The sequence below is a fragment of the Salinivibrio sp. MA351 genome, assembly GCF_001996065.1.
GTDB classification, from domain to species: domain Bacteria; phylum Pseudomonadota; class Gammaproteobacteria; order Enterobacterales; family Vibrionaceae; genus Salinivibrio; species Salinivibrio costicola.
This window is the reverse complement of the sequence record NZ_MUFG01000012.1, coordinates 65,472-85,514: the sequence shown is the minus strand read 5'-3', so window position 1 is coordinate 85,514 and position 20,043 is coordinate 65,472. Positions and strand designations below refer to the sequence as shown.

Sequence of the window (20,043 nt, the reverse complement as noted above, 5' to 3'; positions counted from 1 at the left end):
ATAATATTCATCACTGGCACGATTTAGATAACGAATTTGTTTTACCTGCTTGTGCATTTCCYCTCCCCAAGGCACAGTGTCTCTACATTGTGGCCACCACGTTGGCACCATATGACTGCCACAGCACATGGCTGCCACAGCACATCAATCAACACTATGGAGAGGAAAATTATGTGTTCAATCTTTGGAGCGCTCGACATTAAAACCGATCCGCAACAATTGCGTGACGTTGCGCTCAAAATGTCAAAAACCATGCGCCATCGAGGGCCTGACTGGTCGGGGATCTATTCATCAGATAAAGCTATTTTGGTCCATGAGCGCCTTGCGATTGTCGATCTTAACAGTGGTGCACAGCCACTTTATAACCCACAACAAACCCAAGCTTTGGCAGTGAACGGTGAGATCTACAATCACAAAGAGCTTCGTGCCGAATTCGCGGCGGATTATCCGTTCCAAACAGAATCAGATTGCGAAATTATTTTGGCGTTATACCAAGAAAAAGGCGCTGAGCTGCTGGATTACTTAAACGGTATTTTTGCCTTTATTTTGTACGATGAAGAGCAAGATGCCTACTTGATTGGCCGCGATCATATTGGCATTATTCCGCTGTATCACGGCCATGATGAGCACGGTAACTATTATGTAGCGTCAGAAATGAAAGCACTGACACCGGTATGTAAAACCATCAGCGAATTCCCTCCTGGTCACTTTTTATGGAGTAAACAGGGTGAGCCTGTCCGCTACTATAAGCGCGATTGGATGGACTATGATGCCGTCAAAGACAACCGCACCGATAAAGCCGCGCTCAAAGAGGCGTTAGAAAGTGCCGTACATCGTCAGCTCATGACCGATGTGCCGTATGGCGTATTACTCTCTGGCGGGCTCGATTCTTCCGTGATCTCTGCGATCACCAAACAGTTTGCGGCGAACCGCGTTGAAGATGATGACCAAAGCCAGGCTTGGTGGCCGCGTTTGCACTCATTTGCGATTGGTCTTGAGGGCGCGCCTGACTTAAAAGCAGCCAAAGAGGTTGCCGATCATCTAGGGACTGTTCATCACGAATTCACTTACAGCATTCAAGAAGGGCTAGACGCCATTCGCGATGTGATTTATCACATTGAAACCTATGATGTGACGACTATTCGCGCCTCTACACCTATGTATTTGATGTCACGCAAAATTCGCGCGATGGGGATCAAAATGGTGCTCTCCGGTGAAGGCGCCGATGAAGTTTTTGGCGGATATTTGTATTTCCACAAAGCGCCCAACGCACAAGAATTCCACGAGGAAACCGTGCGTAAACTGCTCGCGCTAAACATGTTCGATTGTGCCCGCGCCAACAAATCGATGGCCGCCTGGGGGGTGGAAGCCCGTGTGCCTTTCCTCGATAAAGCATTTTTGGAAGTAGCGATGCAAATCAAACCGGACGATAAAATGTGCGGTAACGGTAAAATGGAAAAACACATCATTCGTGAGTGCTTTGGCGATTTACTGCCTGAATCAGTGGCATGGCGACAAAAAGAGCAGTTTAGCGATGGGGTTGGCTATGGCWGGATTGATACCTTAAAAACCATTGCCGACGAAAAGGTCAGCGACCAGCAGTTAGCCACCGCTGAATTTCGCTTTCCATACAACACGCCGACCACCAAAGAAGCGTATATGTATCGTGAAATCTTCGCAGAGCTTTTCCCGCTCGACGATGCGGCGAAATGCGTTCCAGGCGGCCCATCCATTGCTTGCTCAAGTGCCAAAGCCATTGAGTGGGATGAATCTTTCAAAAACCAAGCCGATCCCTCTGGCCGCGCCGTACGCACTGTCCATGAAAAGGCGTATCAATAACAACGCCCTTATCCTCGCAATAAAAAACCGCCAAATTGGCGGTTTTTTTTCGCATTCAAAGCCTCTCGCCTTAGCGTTCCCAGTAGGCTTCTTCCAGGCTATCTTCACGTTCTGGCAACCCGCGAGAAAGACGTGGTGAGTGCTGCGCCAATACCTCATAGCTCACACGGTTGGCGTATTTACACACCTGAGAGAAAGACGAGTAGGTCAAAAATGGATACTGGTGTTTACGCGAGTTAGGCACATTGTCACGGTGGTAACGGTTGGCTGACATATCATGCAGCAACGCAGAGAGGGCACCGTCACCCGCGCCATTGGTATTTTTAATCCGTTCCGGTCCCCCCATATAAGGGGCAATATGCGAATACACTTTTATTGGGTTTTCGCAATCGGCTTTGATCATTGGACGGCTGAACTCATACATATTGAACTCAGGAATCGCACCAGGTAGCAGCGGTAGCGACGTTTCACGTTTGGCTTTGTCTTCACTGTAGCCGGCCATGTATAGGCCAATCGGGCCTGCGGTGCAAAGCACCATGTCCACCCATTGTAGCGTCGCGTCAGCCGCCAACAGCGGATCACTTTCTCCGGTCAACGCCTCGCCTTCATCTTCGTTCATGGCAACCACACTGACGTGTTCAGCGAGAAAATCGCGCCACCACTGTGGATTTTGTTCAATCACATATTTGGTGCCCAATGTCATGACCACCGGCACGTTATGCTTTTTGGCATATTTGATCGCACGCATGGTCGCATCTGGCATCGGATCGCCTTCTTTACAACGGACCAAATACGCAGTCAGTACCAACGCCGAGGCGTTTTCAAAGATATGCTCAGGAATCGAATCAGGATGGAGTTGGTTCATCAAGCCTTCGTTGATGGCAAACGTACGCTCACCGCAATCGCCAATCAGCGCATAGCAACGACCAATCGGGCCTTGAACCGGTTGCAGGTAGTTCAGATCCATCCGGCTGGAGGTGTTACACAAATACCGATAAGAATAACTACCAATACGAATATCCTGGCTCATTACCCCTAGCAAGATCGACTGATCGTCAGCCAATGCGGAATAATTGTGTAAGGTATTGCCAATGGTGCCGCCGGCAAACTCATGCGTCACCAAGTTGTTATCTTTTAGCTCTTGATACAAGGCTTCGGCACGCTCATCATCAATCACCAATGAGTGGCCCTTGCTTAAACCATAACGTTCCAGAAACTCATCACTTACTTTCGCTTCTATATCGACCAAAGTTTGGTCAATGCCGATGACATGGGGGCGCTTAAAGCCGCGGTCCGTGGCAGGGTTGAGCAAAGGATCCCGGGCATGAACCGGAAAGTAGTGTTTAGACTTACGTTGTCCTGGAAATTTCATGGTTCGTGTAACTTGGCTAATGGAAGGAAGGCGCGAATTCTATCACAGAATTTGCGCCTGCGTAGCGTCTGGCCTACGAATTTTCTTGCCTACCAGCCTTGCGTATGGTCTGCCACCAGCGCGGCAAGTAAATCAATGTGGGCCTTGTCATCGTTTAAGCATGGAATAAAACGAAAGGCTTCGCCACCGGCTTCTAAGAAGATATCACGACACTCTCCGGCGATTTCTTCTAAGGTTTCCAAGCAATCAGATGAGAACGCGGGAGTCATGATATCTAACGTTTTGACCCCCTGGGCTGGCAACCCTTCCAAGGTTTTGTCGGTGTAAGGCTTCAGCCACTCTTCACGGCCAAACCGTGATTGATAACTCATCATAATGGCATCATCTGGCAAACCTAATTCGGCTTGGAGCAACGCGGTAGTCTGTTGGCAATGCTGCGGGTACGGGTCGCCATTATCGGCAAAACGCTGCGGGATCCCATGATACGAACATAACAAGCGATCTCCTTGCCCATGCTGCTCCCAGTGGCGTTTCACCGACGCCGCCAACGCGGATTGATAAGCAGGGTGATCATGATAATGATGCACATAGCGCAATTCGGGAATACGTGGTCGCCCTTTGAGTGATTTGGCTACCTTATCAAAGACCGCCGCCGTGGTGGTGGCCGAGTATTGTGGGTAAAGCGGTACGATTAGAACCTTTTCACAGCCTTGTTGCTCCAGCGTCTCAATGCCCTGGATGATTGACGGTGTCCCATACGTCATTCCCAACGCAACTGGCATATCTACTTGTTTTGCTAACGCATCACGCTGACGTTTGGCATACACCATTAACGGTGAGCCTTCCTCCATCCATACACTTTGATACAGTTTGGCGACCTTGGGTGACCGTACCGGCAAAATCACGCCGTGCAATAATGGGCACCATAACCAGCGGGTTAAATCGACCACTCGGTGATCATRCAAAAACTCAGAGAGAAAGCGCTTTACCGCGGCGGGCGTCGGTTCATCTGGCGTCCCCAAGTTGACCAATAGCACGCCAACTTGGTGTTTATTTTCTGTCATGATGGTTGTCCTTGGCATCGGCTCAGTCAAAGAGCGAATAATAGTAATGAGTGACATGCAGCTTGCCATAAAAAAACCGGAGCGACTAATCGTCTGCTCCGGTTTCTGCTATCCGTCATACCGATGACGTCATAGGGTTACACCGCATCGGGCGTGGCGCTGATTAGCCGAGTACTTTTTGAATCTCGGTGCTAACCTGCTCAACCGCTTGGGTGCCGTCAAAAGTGACAAACTGGGTATTGCCGGCATCGGCTTCTTTTTTATAGTACGCAATCAGTGGTGCCGTTTGATTGTGATACACGTTTAGACGCGCACGCACTGTCTCTTCTTTATCATCATCACGCACCACCAGCGGCTCGCCCGTCACGTCGTCTTTCCCTTCCTCTTTCGGTGGGTTATAAACTAGGTGATAGGTGCGACCAGAGGCCAGATGAGCACGGCGACCACTCATACGCTCTACGATAACGTCGTCCGGAACGTCGAATTCGAGTACGTAATCGATCGCGATACCGATCTCTTTAAGACCATCCGCTTGCGGAATCGTACGTGGGAACCCATCTAGCAAGAAGCCGTTGGCACAATCATCTTGCGAGATACGCTCTTTAACTAGGCCAAGAATAATGTCGTCAGACACCAATTCGCCCGCATCAATAACTGCTTTGGCTTTTAAACCAAGCTCAGTGCCCGCTTTAATCGCGGCGCGCAACATGTCACCGGTAGAAATTTGCGGAATCCCGTATTTTTCCATGATGAACTGCGCTTGCGTCCCTTTACCCGCGCCCGGTGCACCCAAAAGAATGATGCGCATAGTGATCCCCTTTATGATTATTTAGGTTTCGTTAAACTGCGTCTATCGCCGCAAAGACCCGAAACATACACGCTTAGCCAAACGCTATCAAGCCCGGCATCCGGCCGGGCTTGTCGTTCGTCACTGAGTATGTTGATTGACTCGACCTGTGTCGATTATACCTTGGTCAGAAGTTGATTGACCGACGCCAAGAACTCTGACGGATCATCCATGCTGCCCTTCTCTGCCAACATCGCTTGGCCGAGCAACATTTCTACCCAAGTACCAAATTTTTGCTCGTCGCTTTCATCCGCCATGCGCTTGATGAGATCATGCTCTGGGTTTAGCTCAAAAATGTATTTCACATCAGGCGCTTGCTGGCCAGCGGCTTCTAGCAACTTCGCCATTTGTGTGCCCATTTCAAACTGATCAGTCACAACCACAGCTGGGGTGTCTGAAAGCTTAAACGTGGTGCGCACATCTTTCACCCGCTCACCTAGGTGAGATTTCACCCGCTCAACCACAGATTCAAACGCTTTTTCGGTTTCTTCGCGCTCTGCTTTTGCCTCTTCATCGTCGAATTGGCTGAGGTCGAGATCCGCTTTGGTGATCGCTTGGAACGATTTGCCATCGAACTCAGTCAGGTAGCTCATCAGCCATTCATCGATGCGATCGTACATCAAGATCACTTCAATGCCTTTGGCTTTAAACTGCTCCAAGTGTGGGCTGTGTTTCGCGGCGTTATAGCTATCTGCCGTGATGTAGTAGATCTTGTCTTGCTCTTCTTTCATGCGCGACACATAGTCGGTCAACGACACGGTTTGCTCAGCGCTGTCTTCGTGGGTTGAAGCAAAACGCAGCAAGCCAGCAATTTTTTCTTTATTGCTGAAATCTTCCGCTGGGCCTTCTTTCATCACCAAGCCAAACTCTCGCCAAAATGTTTGATACTTGTCGGCATCATTTTTGGCCAGTTTTTCTAGCATCGACAGAACACGCTTGGTGCACGCCCCCCGCAGCGATTGAGTGATCTTGTTATCTTGTAAGATCTCGCGCGACACGTTGAGCGGCAAATCGTTAGAATCAATCAAACCACGTACAAAGCGCAAGTAGCTTGGCATAAATTGTGACGCATCATCCATGATGAACACGCGCTGTACATAGAGTTTCAGTCCATGTTTGTGCTCGCGGTTGTAAAGATCCCACGGCGCCTTAGAGGGGATATACAACAAACTGGTGTAATCATTTTTACCTTCAACCCGGTTATGGCTCCAGGTTAGCGGCTCTGCAAAATCATGCGAAACATGCTTATAGAATTCTTTATATTCCTCAGCAGAGATATCGGACTTGGCACGGGTCCATAGCGCTTGCGCTTTGTTCACTTGCTCCCATTTGCCTTCGCCAGTCTCGTTGCCTTCCTCGTCTTTCTCTTGTGTCCACATTTCAACCGGAATACCGATGTGATCCGAATATTTACCGATCACTTCACGCAGGCGCCAGTCGTTAAGGAACTCTTTATCATCGTCTTTGAGGTACAGCGTAATGTCGGTGCCACGTTCCGCTTTACTAACAGGCTCAAGTGTATATTCACCTTCACCGGTTGATTCCCATTGCACCGCTTGGTCAGCCCCAAGCCCTGCAGCACGGGTACGTACCGTCACTTTATCCGCGACAATAAAGGCGGAGTAAAAACCGACACCGAACTGGCCAATCAAGTTGGAATCTTTGCTTTGGTCTTCGTTCAGTTGTTTTAAAAACTCTTCGGTGCCTGATTTGGCGATGGTACCGAGATTGGCAATAACATCGTCACGGCTCATGCCGATGCCGTTGTCAGACACGGTGAGTGTGCCGGCTTCGCTATCAAAAGACAGACGAACACGCAGATCACCGTCATTTTCATACAGCTCAGGCGCTGATAGCGCTTTAAAGCGCAGCTTATCCGCGGCGTCCGACGCGTTTGAGACCAGCTCTCGAAGAAAGATCTCTTTGTTTGAGTAGAGAGAATGGATCATCAACTGCAGCAATTTGGAGGTATCTGAACCAAACTGGTGTTTTTCTGGGGTTTTCACGCTCATGTCAATCTACCTAACACTATGATGTTTAAAGGCTGAGTGGGTAATCGACCCACGTCACGAAGAATTCATATTCAGTACCCCAGGATATAAGGGCCACATCAGCCGCTTTCAAGGTGTGACTGGTCAAATAAACATCAGTTGAGAAAAAGAAAGCCTAACCGGGCGGTTAGGCTTGATAAGCGGTTAGCGATATTGACGCCGCTAGCGATATTTAAGCTGTTGACGGCCAATAATGGAGTGCGACAGCGTGGTGCCATCCACCAATTCAAGCTCACCGCCCATGGGAACACCGTGGGCGATACGGCTCGCGCCCACTTGGTGTTCTTGGCAAAGCTCGGCGATGTACTGCGCCGTGGCTTCCCCTTCTACCGTAGGATTGGTCGCCAAAATAAGCTCTTCAATCGGTTCACTTTGCAAGCGCTTTTCCAAAACGTCTAAACCGATATCTGCCGGCCCAATCCCATCTAATGGCGACAAGTGCCCCATTAAGACAAAATAGCGCCCGGCATATTGGCCGGTCGCTTCAACGGCGGCAATATCGGCCGGGCTTTCAACCACACAAATCAGTCCGGTTGCTTGTCGTTTCGGGTTATCACAAATGGCACACACGTCTTGCTCTGTAAATGTCCGGCACTGGCTGCAGTGGCCAATGTCGGTCATTGCCGTGCTCAGTGACTGCGCCAGGGCAAGCCCCCCTTGGCGATTACGTTGCAAAAGATGATACGCCATTCGCTGCGCCGACTTGGGACCCACCCCAGGTAAACAACGCAGCGAGTCCATCAGCTGTTCAAGTAACTGGCTGGTGCGCATAGATTAAAACGGCATTTTCATGCCCGGTGGTAACTGCATACCGCCTGTCACGTCTGCCATTTTTTCTTTCTGTTGCTCTTCAACACGACGTGCAGCATCGTTGAATGCGGCTGCAATCAAGTCTTCCAGCATGTCTTTGTCATCTTCCATCAAGCTATCATCGATGTCGACACGACGGATGCTATGGCTGCCTGTCATGGTCACTTTCACCATGCCTGCGCCCGCTTCGCCTGTCACTTCCATGCTGGCAATTTCTTCTTGTACTTTTTGCATGCGCTCTTGCATTTGCTGCGCCTGCTTCATCATGTTGCCCATTCCGCCTTTACCAAACATAATTCTCTCTCTTGGTTAGGTGTCTTAAATTGGTCGAATGCTGTCTTCTTCTAACTCCGCCGCAAAACGTTGAAGCATAAAAGTGACATTCGGATCATTATGCAGGCTGTGTGTCGCCTGCGCTAATTTTTGTTGATAGAGTTGCTCGCGCCGCTCTAACGGTGTGATTCCCGACGTGCCGAGCTGTACCTCCAAGGTTATGGGGGCGCCCAAGGCCGTCGTCAAGGCCTGCGTTAATTGTTGCTGCGCTTTTTCGGTATTCAGGTGTGATTGATCAGGCCTTAATGTCAGCCGAACCTGGTCGCCTTCACGCGCCATAGCGGCATTAAGCGCCATTTGTTTCACCAACCGCTCGACCTCAAGGCTATCGGCCAACGCACACCAAGGATCTTGTTGGTTGGTCTCCTGCACCAACTTGTCGCGCATTGCTGGCGTTTTCTCATGCTCAAGCGCTTGTTTGAGCGCCTTTGGCGTCAACGACGACGCGGTGGCTGGCGCCTTGGCTTGGGGCTGAGAAGGACGCCATTGATAAGGCTCCGTCGCCGCCAATGATGTGTCGCGTTGCCGTGCGGGCACCGGCTCAGATGGCGTTGCGGTGGAGGTCGCGACTGAGTTGGCGTCAGACACAGGCGATGTCGATTCTGCAGCGGTCGCAACGCGATCCAACACAGATAATGCATCACTCTTGGCCGGTGTCTGTCTCGCCTTTTTTGCGCCAGACTCGGCCTGACTGGTTTGTCGCTTCATCCTGCTACGCAGCTGGTTGCGGGCTTGAATCAAACTCGATGCCGCAGACGCGGGTGCCTCACTGGCTGGCACGTCTGATGCGTCCGTTGCTGGCGTCGTATCTGCCGCGGGAGCCGATGCAGGCGATATCGGTGTGCTGTCATCGTGATCAGCCGCCGACGAAGCGTGATCAGGCACAGATGCGATCGGATCGGCCGGCCTAGTGTCAGGCGCAGAGGGTGTCGCCGAGATAGATGATTCGGATGAGGCAGGCCCACGGCGCTCCGACGCGGCAACTTGCGCTTTTAATGCGCTAATCGCTTGAGTTGGATCAGGGTTTTCGCTCGCCGCTTTGGGCTGGGCGCCTGACGCCATACTTGAGGCGCTTGGCTGCGCCTGCGACGTTGGGGCGTGTTCGGGCACGGCAATAGTCACCGGCTCATAAGGCACCGTTTTAACCGGCTGGAACGCCAACATCCGCAGCAATACCATCTCTAGTCCCGCACGTCCATCGGGGGCATAGGGTAAATCTTGTCGACCCTGCAGCGCTATTTGGTAACATAGCTGTACATCTTGCGGCGTTAAGCGCGACGCTAAAGCCTGTATGCGCGCGTGATCACCCTCTGCATCATCGCGGGTTTGAGGCAGTGTTTGCGCCAACGCAATTTGATGAAGCTGGCCTGCGAGCTCTTTAAGCAACCCATCCCATTCGACGCCAATTTGTGCAATCTGCGCCAGCCCATTCATCAGCTCAACCGCATCTTGATTCACTAATGCTTCCAGTAACAACAACGCATTGTCACTGCTTAAGGTCCCTAGCATTTCTGCTACTGCGCGGGTGCTAATCTGACCGTTACCGAGCGCAAGCGCTTGATCGGTTAAGCTCAGCGCATCGCGCATACTGCCTTCTGCCGCACGTGACAGTAGCATCAGCGCGCGCGCGTCAGCTTCGACGCCCTCTTGGCCCAGAATGTAATCGAGCTGGGTTTGGATCTGACTGGCGTCAAAATGTTTTAAATGAAACTGCAAGCAGCGCGACAAAATGGTCACCGGCAATTTTTGCGGATCCGTGGTCGCCAGCAAAAATTTCACATACTCGGGTGGCTCTTCCAGCGTTTTAAGCAAGGCATTAAAACTATGCCGCGACAGCATGTGGACCTCATCAATCAGGTACACCTTATACCGTCCGCGTGCGGGTTTATACTGGACGTTATCAAGCAGCTCGCGCGTATCTTCTACCTTGGTGCGTGACGCAGCATCAATTTCCAACAAATCAACGTAACGCCCTTCATCAATTTCACGGCAGGTGGCGCATTGGCCACACGGTGAGGACGACACGCCCTGCTCGCAATTTAATCCTTTGGCAAAAATACGTGCGATGGTGGTTTTGCCCACTCCCCGCGTTCCACTGAACAGGTAAGCATGGTGCAGGCGGTCATGATCGAGCGCATTGGCGAGCGCCGTCAGCACATGGCTCTGCCCCGCCACCGCGTCAAAGTTATGGGGGCGCCATTTGCGTGCAAGAACTTGATAACTCATGTCAATTGGCTTCCTAGTGGCTGATAAATGACCCAAGGCCCAGCGTCGTGTTCACCGTTAATGGCCGGCAAACTCGCACAAACTGTACACACTAACGCCAAGCGCCGTCAGTTTTTCCTCACCGCCAATATCCGGTAGGCTAATGACAAAACCGGCGTGTTCCACGGTGCCGCCCAACCGACGTACTAATTTGACCGTGGCTTCAATGGTGCCACCGGTGGCGAGCAAGTCATCGATCACCAGCACTTTATCACCGTCATCAATGGCATCACTGTGAATCTCAAGCGTATCTTCACCGTATTCTAGCTGGTAATTTTCGCTGATCACCGCCCGTGGCAATTTGCCTGGCTTGCGCACCGGCACAAATGGCAATGCTAGCGCTAAGGCCAAGGGCGCGCCAAATAAAAAGCCGCGCGATTCGGTGCCAATCACCTTGGTAAAGCCTTGATCCCGATACTTTGCTACCAGGGCATCAATGGTGGCCTGGTAGGCGGTCGGGTCTTCCATCAAGCTGGTGACGTCACGAAATAAGATGCCTGGCTTAGGGTAATCAGGAATGGTTTGAATGCTTTGTTTAATCACATCCAAGTTGTCGTTGCTCATGGCCAATTCTCATCGGTAAAAAACGCAAACCGCCATGTTATGAATTTTCGGCCGTACCAGCAACAGATTCCGTCTCAGGCAGGCGGAGAAACCAGCATAAGAGCACAATCAGACAAAGTAGTAGCATGCCTTTTAACCAGAGCGCTGGCACCATGTACATTGAGAGTGAGAAACTGGCCACGATCATCACCGTTGCCCGCTTTTTGACCCGCCGGCTGATGGCGCGTTGTTGGTACCAGTCAGTCAATATTGGCCCGAACGTTGGATGGGCATGAAGCCAATTGGCGATACGGGGAGAGCCGCGCATAAAACAGCCGCTTGCGAGCAACAAAAACGGAGTTGTTGGTAACACAGGCAAAAACGCCCCGGCGGCACCGAGTGCGACCCAAAACCAACCCAAACCGTTCCACGCCCAACGCCAAGCGACGGATGGAGCTGGCGGCGCGGGTGTTGTTTGTCGCGCTTTTGACTGTGGCGCGTTTGACTGCACCGTTTTTGACTGCATAGCCAACTTGCCCTTATTGCTGCGCGTCACCAGGGTGACCCTCTTATCCCAGTGTAGTGATCCAGCCGCGATGGGTACAGGGCGAGCTGAGGAAAAATGAGGCGGTAATGAATAAGGCGGTAATTAACCGCCAAATACAATCCCGAGCCAAGTGAGGCTTGCGGGTAAGGTGGGGATCAGTAAGACCAACAAAAAGCCGATAAAATACTTTAGGTTATAAGGTTCTTTAAATTCGTGATTCATAGGTTACAACGCTCACAACAACATAACATCAGTGAGCAGCTACTATAGCCTAGCTTAGCCCCGCTAAAAACGGACGTTTTGTAAGGTTTTAATCCGATTATTGATTTACATCAGGGTAACAACTTGGTGCATTGGGTCATGATAAACGTCATTTAGCCAATCAAGCGAACTGACCATGGATACAAATACTCTTGCGCAGCTACGGCGTAAGCTCACTCGTGAGCGTGCCGAGCTGATCGCCACCTTAACCACGCGTTTGCGTGAAGACTGGGACAAGCATTGCGACACCCTGACTGTCACAGAGCTGATCAAAGAAAGCCAAGGCCTACCTGGCGCAATTCGTTGCCTCGGTGAACGTCTGGAAAAAGTCGATGCGGCTTTGTGTGCCATGGATTTGGAAATTTACGGATTGTGTGCCGATTGTGAGAGTGACATTCCACTCGATGATTTAATCAATGATGCCGCGGAGCAGCGCTGTCCGCAGTGCCGCGCATCAAACTATTATCACCACGATCCGGCCACTCGCCGCGCGACAACGGGCCCCCGTAAATCGGTGTGAGCCCAGGTCGACTTTCGCTTGTCTCACCGTGGCTTAAACGGAACGCGCCCAGCATCAGCTGGGCGCGTTTTTTTATTGACCGTGTAAAGCTGTCAAGTGGGTGATACTGACTACCACGCCTCCCCCGAACACGCGCTTAATCTTGATCAATGATCCAACGACGGAAGGTTTTACGCTCTTGGTCGCTGGCTTTTGTATACCAAAGCTTAAGCTGCGACAAGGCATCGCCTTTTATTGAGGCTTGTCCTTGGTCGTCCACCTCGACTAACACGTCGTTAAGGTTTTTGCTTTCACCTTGGTCGATAATAATACCGTTTTCGCGGTTGTACTCGGCCACCAGCGCTTCCATATCGGCATAGGCGCCAAAGCCATCACCTTTAAGCTCGACGGCTTCTAACGGCATTACCTCGCCATTATCAAACTCAGCCTGCCATTGTGGGTTATCATCAAAATAGCTGGTCGCCTGGGTTTTCACCCGTAGGTTGGTATCAATGTTGATGGTGGCATCGCGGCCATCAACGTTAAGCTCAAACAAATACGGGCGCGAGGTAAAAATCACCTCTTTACTGCCGCGTTTCACTTCGCCGTCAAAGCGCATCACCAACTGATGGGTGCCATTAGCAAGCTCAATGGTCTGCTGCGGCGCCCAGTTGTCAAAACTGATTTTGCTGCCATCCACCACTAAAAATTCAATATGACGGGCGGAGGTAATTTCCGCTGCATGGATGACACTCGATGCCATCAGTGCACCCAGCATCCATGCGGCTTTTGTTAACTTTTTCATTGTCACTCCAAACGGTACGACGAAAAAAGCCGCCCTAAGGCGGCTTTTGTAATCAGTGCTACAACTTAGCAATAGGATTTAAGCTCAATTAGAACTTAACTTCCATACCTGCTACGTAACCCCAATCTTTCTCATCTTCATCACTATCGCCCACTTCTGCATACACGTGTGCGTTGCTGTGCAGTGCATAAGTCACGTTGGCGTAGTATCCATTCACATCAGACTTGCCATCTTCGTCTTTGTTATCGTAACCGATAGCAAAGGTGGTTTTACCCATGGTGTAGTCAGCTGCGATTGAGGTGTAGTCTGTGTCGGTATCGATACCGCCAATATCTGAAGAGGTACGACCAATCGATGCTGCTAGACCAACGTTTTCGATACCTGCATATTCGATTTCAAAGTTGTATGCATCTTTGTCGTCGTTGCCATTACGGTCAACATTATCCGCTTTTTGATAGTAAACACGTGCGTCAACGTCTGCTACACGATAACCAAGGCGAGCTTCGTATACACGAACATCATCGCCAGCTTGAGAGTTATCGTCAATGCCATCGCTCTTATCAGTGTAGGTTGCAGCACCGTAGAAAGTACCGTTATCATACACGTATTTACCGACTTGAGCTGCTTGCTCATAGTCTGCACCAAAGCTGTTTGCTGATAGCTCGTAATCTTTAGTGATACCAGAATCATCCATCAGCAAGTATTGACGACCAGCAGTGAACTGACCCCAGTCACCTTTAAAACCTACGTAAAGCTCGTCATTTTCGACGTTCGAGCGGTTCTCGCCTGTTTCGACACCTGCAGCAACATCATTGTCTTTATAGTTACTGTTGGCATCATTCATTTCAAATTCAAATGCCATTGCACCGATGACAGAAAGTTTATCTGAAACCGCTACTTCAGTATTGATAGCGAAGTCGCCATCGTCTAGACGCCATTTGCCGTCTTGGTTGTTACCGATTTCTTGGATGTACTGAACTTCAGCGGCACCCGATGCGTCGACTTTAACGCCTTCTGCGTCATACAGGTTGATGCTTGCTGATGCTGAGCCAGCAGCCAGCAGAGCTGGTACTGCCATTGCTAGAATAGTCTTTTTCATGGTTAATCCACTGCCTTTTCTATTTAATCATTATGAGTTCCTTCATGGAACTCTGTTTTATGGTGACTGTCACTCTGTTACCAGCAGCAAACGCTGCGAAGCACAAAATGCCAGTTCACTGAAACTTCGTGGCTAATCGTGCAGAACATTTGAGGTTCTGTCAACTGGCTGGAAGCGCATTACAAAATAGACAAAAAACACTTAAAAACAAACAGATAGGAAACATTAATGAACTAAGATCACAGTTTAAACCTCGTTAGCAGTGTGCGTTGATGAAATTTAACAACACCCCTTTGCGATATAAAATTCTGACCAATGTCTTTTATTATTTAATTTTTAGAATAAAAAACTAATCAACAGCTTAAATACGGCTTTTTGTTAATCAAACGGCAGATCAGCAAGATAGCAGCGAATGGTTCAAATTAAATTCGTGACCAAGATCTCATATCTGTAAGGAAAACTTACATTTCGCGATCGTTTTCACGTTTTTTCCCCGTGTTATACTGGGGCTTATCCTTTACTACTCGGACCTGTTGATGCTCAGCCCTGCCGTAARATCAGACATTCGCGCGTGCTACCAAACGCTACAAGACCAACTTCCCCACTTTATTCCGCGCAAAGCYCAAAACTATTTAGTGGCAGAGCTGGCCAAAACCTTGGCGGGTGATTATGACCCCAAGCGTCGGCTACTGGTGGCCGAGGCCGGCACAGGGGTGGGCAAATCAATGGCGTATTTGATGGGCGCGATCCCGTTTGCGCTTAACAACAATAAAAAAGTGGTGGTGTCGACCGCAACCGTGGCGTTGCAAGAGCAGCTCGCCGATAAAGATATCCCGTTTTTTCATCGTATCTGCCCCAAGCCGTTTGATTTTATCTTGGCGAAAGGGCGGCAACGTTATTGCTGTGCACACAAGCTGAGTGCAGTGGCAGATACCGAGAGCATCCAAGGGGCGCTATTTGCCCAAAAACCTAAGCGCAGCGAGCAATTGCTGCTGAATGATCTTTACGCCGCTCTGAGTCGAGGAAAATGGGATGGCGACCGCGACAGCTGGCCCAAACCGATTGCCGATCACCTATGGCAAGCGATCGCCTCTGACAAACACACCTGCCATGCTGGCCTGCCCGCTCACCGTGGTTGTCCCTTTGCCAAAGCACGCGAGGCGATGGATAAAGCCGATGTGGTGGTGGTCAATCACAGCTTGCTGCTCGCCGATCTCGAACTCGGCGGCGGGGTGATCTTGCCCGAGCCAGAGCAGTGCCTGTATATGATTGACGAGGCGCACCACCTTCCCACGGTGGCGCGCGATTTTTCTGCCGCCAGTGCCAGTTTGCTTGGCGTGGTGGGCTGGTTAGAAAAGCTCAATCAAGCCGCCACTAAACTCGGGAACACTGCGGATATCAAACGTGCACACCGCTTTGTCGATAGCTTACTCGAGGCGATACAAACCCTGATCCCAGGGTTACGCGAGGCAAAAAACATGCTCAGTCAACTGTCGCTCAACGACGACGGTTGTTATCGCTTTGCCGACGGTGAACTGCCCGAAGCCCTGATTGCGCCCAGTGAGCAGCTTAAAACCGCGAGCAAAAAAGCCCATCAGGCATTGGGAAAGATCCATGATTTGATCAATGAGCGTCTGAAAGAAAATGACATTTCTGCCAAACTGGCTGATCCGGCGCTTGCCGAAACCGCGTTTTTCCTCCAACGGTTAGAAAATTTAGAAAAAGTCTGGACCTTAATGGCCCAACCGAATGCCGATAAAGGCGCACCGCTTGCCCGTTGGGTGCAAGCCTGCCGTGAGCGCGAGGGGGATCTGTGGGTGCATGTCTCTCCCTTAGAAGTAGGCTGGCGTCTGGATCAAATGCTCTGGTCTCGCGCCGCCGGGGTTGGCCTGTTTTCTGCGACCTTGCGTGCCCTGAATCGCTTTAGCTATTTTTGCCGCCAAGTCGGACTGAGTGAAAGCGATGGTTCGCGTTATTTAGCCTTGCCCTCGCCGTTTGATTACGCCAATAAAGCGCGCTTGGTGATCCCAACCATGCCTTGTGAGCCGCAAGCCAGTGCCTTTACGGCGGCACTGAGCGAGAAAATTATTGAGCACCTAGAGGGCGAGCGAGCGTCCTTGGTATTGTTCGCCTCTTATTGGCAGATGAAACAAGTCACCCAAGCCATTGAGCAAACGGTCACACAACGCGACTGGCAACTGCTCTGTCAGGGCACACAATCACGCACGGCGCTATTAAAGGCCCATCAGCAAGCAGTCAGTGCGGACAAAACCAGCATCATTTTTGGCACCGGCAGTTTTTCCGAGGGCTTAGATTTACCCGGTAACTTATTGACTAATCTCATTATTACAAAAATCCCCTTTGCGGTCCCCACTTCTCCAGTGGAAGAAGCTCACGCGGAGTACATTGAACGCTGCGGTGGCAATCCGTTTTTACAAATCGCGGTCCCAGAAGCGAGTAAAAAGCTGGTGCAATCAGTTGGTCGTCTACTGCGCAAAGAGGAAGATTCTGGTAAGGTAGTGCTTCTTGACCGGCGCATTATCACCCGCAGATATGGCCAATCTTTACTCGACTCGCTGCCGCCATTCAAACGCGTGATCGAACCTTAAATTAACGAGTGACTATGCTTGAATTGATTGATCTTTCGACCTTAGTGATCCTAGGGCTGACTGCTTTTGTCGCCGGCTTTATCGATGCCGTCGCCGGCGGTGGCGGCATGCTGACTGTTCCAGCCCTGTTATCACTGGGTTTGCCGCCCCATGTGGCATTAGGTACCAATAAACTGGCCGCGACCTTTGCCTCCAGCACCGCTGCCTTTACCTATTATAAAAAACGTCTTTTTTCGCCTTTATTTTGGCAACACGCGTTTTGGGGCACCTTGATTGGCGCAACTGCAGGGACTTTACTGGTTGATGTGCTAAGCACTGAATGGTTAGAAAAGGCGATCCCCGTGGTGGTGCTTGTGGCAGCGATTTACACCGTTTGGCATCCCCACCCTAAAGGAGATAACAACCAGCTCCCCGCGCGCTGCCCTAAGTTACCGATGAAGCAATGGAGCCAAGGCCTGTCGTTGGGCTTTTATGATGGCGTTGCCGGTCCGGGTACGGGCGCATTTTGGACGGTGTCTACCATGTCGCTCTATCGGATGAATATTTTACTCTCTTCCGGACTGGCGAAAGCGATGAACTTCACCAGTAATATTACCTCATTGGTGGCGTTTGCGCTTTTGGGCCATGTGAACTGGGCGCTTGGGCTGACCATGGGCGTATGCTTAATGCTAGGCGCGTTTATTGGCGCCCACTCCGCGATACGTTTTGGCAGTCAGTTTATTCGACCTATTTTTGTGACCGCGGTGGTGATTTTAGCCGGTAAACTGGCCGTTGATGCTTGGTTTTAATCGCCGTTATCGTCGCCGCTGTGCGTGACTGAGAGACCCATAATGAAAGCGCAAATCGATGCAATGTCCCAACACCTTGAGCAACTGGCCAATCAGGCCGCAGAGGTTGACCGACGCCGTGGCGAAGCCCGCGCGCCTTTATTCGCGACAACGCTTTTTCATTGCAAAGGCAAATTGCTCACACCCTGTGTGAACGAAGCCCAAGGATTGCTGGCAGTGATGCAGCGCGATCACCAACAAGGGGTGCTGACCGATGCACGTGCGACCCATATTTGCGRCACCTTGTTATCGCAAATCACCGCGCTACAACGTGAACTGGCGACACAGCCGTTACGTAAGCAAGAGCAAGCCAAACGCGGGCCACGACGCCAGGCAATTGGTGAGCTTTATCAAGACTTAGCCAAGCACCAAGATTGGGAGCGTCGACTGGCCGATAAACTCCGAGACGCCAATGCCAGCGTCGAGATGGCATCGACCCCCGCGGTGCGTCAGCAGTACCAAAAACAAGTGCTTGCCTTAGAACAACGCCTAGCACGCTGCACCAAGGCGCGAGAGCGTATCGAAACCACGATCAGTTACCGAGAAAAAAAATCGTGATTCACGTTCAGCTCACACCAAGCGTCAAACCCGAGCGCTCAACCAGGAGAGATACGTGCTGCCATTGATTTATCATCCGGTGTACTCGGACTTTCCCCTTCCCGACGGCCACCGCTACCCTTTGCAAAAATATCGATTGTTGTTTGAGCGGTTACAACGCTTGGCATTACCGGTTGAATTTCATCAACCGACCCCGGCCACTCGGAAAGTGATTGATGCCGTTCATGATCCCGAGTATGTCAGTCAGTTGCTGGCAGGGGATCTCCCCTTAGTCAAAATGCGTCGGATTGGTTTTCCATGGAGCGACGCATTGATCGCACGCAGTTTAACCTCGCTCGGCGGCACCACACTGACGGTCGATCACGCTCTGGATTCAGGCCTTGCTATTCATCTCACCGGCGGCTATCACCATGCGCACTACGACTTTGGCAGCGGCTTTTGTTTATTTGATGATTGCCGCCCGCCATGCGCTCACCCAGCCAGGCATTGATAAGGTGATGATTGTCGATTGTGATGTACATCATGGCGATGGCACCGCCGCCTTGGCCGCCGACCACCCCGATATTGTGACGTTTTCTGTCCATTGCGAGAAAAATTTTCCCTCACGCAAACCGCCCTCCGATTTGGACTTGCCCCTGCCAACAGGCACAGGCGATCAGGACTATCTCAGCGCTTTTTTGCCCTTGTTAGATCTCGCCCTCGCACAATACCGCCCTGATATGGTGATTTATGATGCGGGGGTCGATGTCCACCAAGCGGATGCGCTTGGCTATTTGGCGTTATCGACCGAGGGCATTTATCAACGCGATAGCGGGGTACTCTCACGCTGTGCCAAGCATGATATTCCGGTCGCCGCGGTGATTGGTGGCGGATACCATGACTCGCACACCAGTTTGGTGCCGTTGCACGAACAACTCATTCAAGCGGCCCTTATTCACTTTGCTGATTTTGCATCCAGCTCGGAGGTATCATGAGTGACCCGCACGCGTCGACACCAAGCGCCTTAGAAAACGCCCCTGATGACGTCAAACTCGCTGTCGATCTTATTTACTTGCTCGAAAACCATGCCATTGATCCAGATACCGCTTTATCTGCGATTGAGATGGTGAGACGCGATCTGCTGGCGAAAAAAAACTCACCTCCCTAATCAATTAGGCATGCGGCCGCTACTTTTTCTGACAAAAACGGTTGGCGTTTCCGAATGGCTTGCATGCTTACCACTCGATTTTGCTGATATTACGTGCTGTCGATCACATTTTGTTCAGTCTTAACAGTGTGAATAAATAGTCATTATTTACGCTATATTATTTACCTCCTTGAACCTGGACTGCTTTAACATCAAGCAATTAGCCTGCAAAGCATTACATTTTGGTTACAGTTTTTAGTGCTGTTATTAACACATGCAACCGATTAAAAAACCAACACTTCGCTAATCATATAGTGTTTTGTCTCACAAATATCGGTATTATCCGGCGTGCTCCAATTAGTGTACCGGTGCGTTAAAACATCGGCATGGCTAATCAAAGCGCACTCTGGCAACAGCCGAGCATGGATTCAAAATGCTGTTGCAGACTCAACGTCCACTCGTCATATCAGGCCTTGATGCATGACTTTCTCGAGTGACGCGTTGCTCACCTGCATGGATGGCAGCGATCTCACAAGGACAGTGGTTGTCGACCCTCGCATTCGGTAATCATCGGGTTATGGCCCGAGC

General features: G+C 50.7%; 17 protein-coding genes and 1 pseudogene. 7 read left to right on the top strand and 11 right to left on the bottom strand.

What is annotated here, in order from left to right; translation table 11 throughout:
* The first annotated feature begins 171 nt into the window (after window positions 1–171).
* Window positions 172–1,839, top strand: a complete 1,668-nt coding sequence (gene asnB, locus BZG78_RS08575; RefSeq protein ID WP_077660953.1) for an asparagine synthase B — start codon at window positions 172–174, stop codon at window positions 1,837–1,839.
* 70 nt (window positions 1,840–1,909) lie between these two features.
* Here the strand turns inward: asnB and BZG78_RS08570 are convergent, their stop codons facing one another.
* From BZG78_RS08570 to BZG78_RS08530, 9 genes are all read right to left on the bottom strand, one after another.
* A complete protein-coding gene (locus BZG78_RS08570) occupies window positions 1,910–3,211 on the bottom strand; it encodes an inosine/guanosine kinase (RefSeq protein ID WP_077660952.1) in 1,302 nt (433 codons plus the stop codon).
* Window positions 3,212–3,300: 89 nt separating this feature from the next.
* Window positions 3,301–4,275, bottom strand: a complete 975-nt coding sequence (gene hemH, locus BZG78_RS08565; RefSeq protein ID WP_077660951.1) for a ferrochelatase — start codon at window positions 4,273–4,275, stop codon at window positions 3,301–3,303.
* Between the two features lie 163 nt (window positions 4,276–4,438).
* Entirely contained in the window at window positions 4,439–5,083 is a 645-nt protein-coding gene (adk, locus tag BZG78_RS08560) for an adenylate kinase (RefSeq protein ID WP_021022480.1), read from the bottom strand.
* A gap of 155 nt (window positions 5,084–5,238) precedes the next feature.
* Complete coding sequence (gene htpG, locus BZG78_RS08555; RefSeq protein WP_077660950.1) at window positions 5,239–7,134, bottom strand: molecular chaperone HtpG; 1,896 nt, start codon at window positions 7,132–7,134, stop codon at window positions 5,239–5,241.
* Between the two features lie 201 nt (window positions 7,135–7,335).
* Window positions 7,336–7,944: a recombination mediator RecR gene (recR, locus tag BZG78_RS08550; protein WP_021022482.1), complete on the bottom strand. Its 609-nt coding sequence runs from the start codon at window positions 7,942–7,944 to the stop codon at window positions 7,336–7,338.
* A gap of 3 nt (window positions 7,945–7,947) precedes the next feature.
* Entirely contained in the window at window positions 7,948–8,277 is a 330-nt protein-coding gene (locus BZG78_RS08545) for a YbaB/EbfC family nucleoid-associated protein (RefSeq protein WP_021022483.1), read from the bottom strand.
* A gap of 24 nt (window positions 8,278–8,301) precedes the next feature.
* Window positions 8,302–10,542 carry a DNA polymerase III subunit gamma/tau gene (gene dnaX, locus BZG78_RS08540; RefSeq protein ID WP_077660949.1) on the bottom strand — a complete coding sequence of 747 codons (2,241 nt, stop codon included), beginning with the start codon at window positions 10,540–10,542 and terminating at the stop codon, window positions 8,302–8,304.
* Window positions 10,543–10,599: 57 nt separating this feature from the next.
* Complete coding sequence (gene apt / locus BZG78_RS08535) at window positions 10,600–11,145, bottom strand: adenine phosphoribosyltransferase (RefSeq protein ID WP_021022485.1); 546 nt, start codon at window positions 11,143–11,145, stop codon at window positions 10,600–10,602.
* Window positions 11,146–11,182: 37 nt separating this feature from the next.
* Window positions 11,183–11,650: a YbaN family protein gene (locus BZG78_RS08530; protein ID WP_077660948.1), complete on the bottom strand. Its 468-nt coding sequence runs from the start codon at window positions 11,648–11,650 to the stop codon at window positions 11,183–11,185.
* Between the two features lie 418 nt (window positions 11,651–12,068).
* Here BZG78_RS08530 and BZG78_RS08525 point away from each other — a divergent pair, with 418 nt between their 5' ends.
* Window positions 12,069–12,452, top strand: a complete 384-nt coding sequence (locus BZG78_RS08525; protein ID WP_077660947.1) for a hypothetical protein — start codon at window positions 12,069–12,071, stop codon at window positions 12,450–12,452.
* A gap of 136 nt (window positions 12,453–12,588) precedes the next feature.
* Here BZG78_RS08525 and BZG78_RS08520 read toward each other — a convergent pair whose 3' ends face one another.
* Both BZG78_RS08520 and BZG78_RS08515 read right to left on the bottom strand, forming a co-directional pair.
* A complete protein-coding gene (locus BZG78_RS08520; RefSeq protein WP_242413003.1) occupies window positions 12,589–13,236 on the bottom strand; it encodes a DUF2057 domain-containing protein in 648 nt (215 codons plus the stop codon).
* 88 nt (window positions 13,237–13,324) lie between these two features.
* Window positions 13,325–14,335: a porin gene (locus BZG78_RS08515; protein WP_077660946.1), complete on the bottom strand. Its 1,011-nt coding sequence runs from the start codon at window positions 14,333–14,335 to the stop codon at window positions 13,325–13,327.
* A gap of 536 nt (window positions 14,336–14,871) precedes the next feature.
* Here BZG78_RS08515 and dinG point away from each other — a divergent pair.
* The 5 genes and pseudogenes from dinG (at window position 14,872) to rsmS (ending at window position 19,476) form a co-directional block, all read left to right on the top strand.
* On the top strand, window positions 14,872–16,944 hold the full coding sequence (gene dinG / locus BZG78_RS08510) for an ATP-dependent DNA helicase DinG (protein WP_077660945.1): 2,073 nt from the start codon (window positions 14,872–14,874) through the stop codon (window positions 16,942–16,944).
* Between the two features lie 14 nt (window positions 16,945–16,958).
* Window positions 16,959–17,732, top strand: a complete 774-nt coding sequence (locus BZG78_RS08505) for a TSUP family transporter (RefSeq protein WP_021022492.1) — start codon at window positions 16,959–16,961, stop codon at window positions 17,730–17,732.
* 42 nt (window positions 17,733–17,774) lie between these two features.
* Window positions 17,775–18,329 carry a primosomal replication protein gene (locus BZG78_RS08500; protein WP_242413002.1) on the top strand — a complete coding sequence of 185 codons (555 nt, stop codon included), beginning with the start codon at window positions 17,775–17,777 and terminating at the stop codon, window positions 18,327–18,329.
* Between the two features lie 55 nt (window positions 18,330–18,384).
* Window positions 18,385–19,303: pseudogene (locus tag BZG78_RS08495) on the top strand (histone deacetylase).
* Window positions 19,300–19,476 (top strand): pleiotropic regulatory protein RsmS, encoded by a 177-nt coding sequence (gene rsmS / locus BZG78_RS08490; RefSeq protein WP_077660944.1) that lies wholly within the window; start codon window positions 19,300–19,302, stop codon window positions 19,474–19,476. The pseudogene BZG78_RS08495 and the gene rsmS overlap by 4 nt, the downstream one beginning before the upstream one ends.
* The last annotated feature ends 567 nt before the right edge of the window (window positions 19,477–20,043 follow it).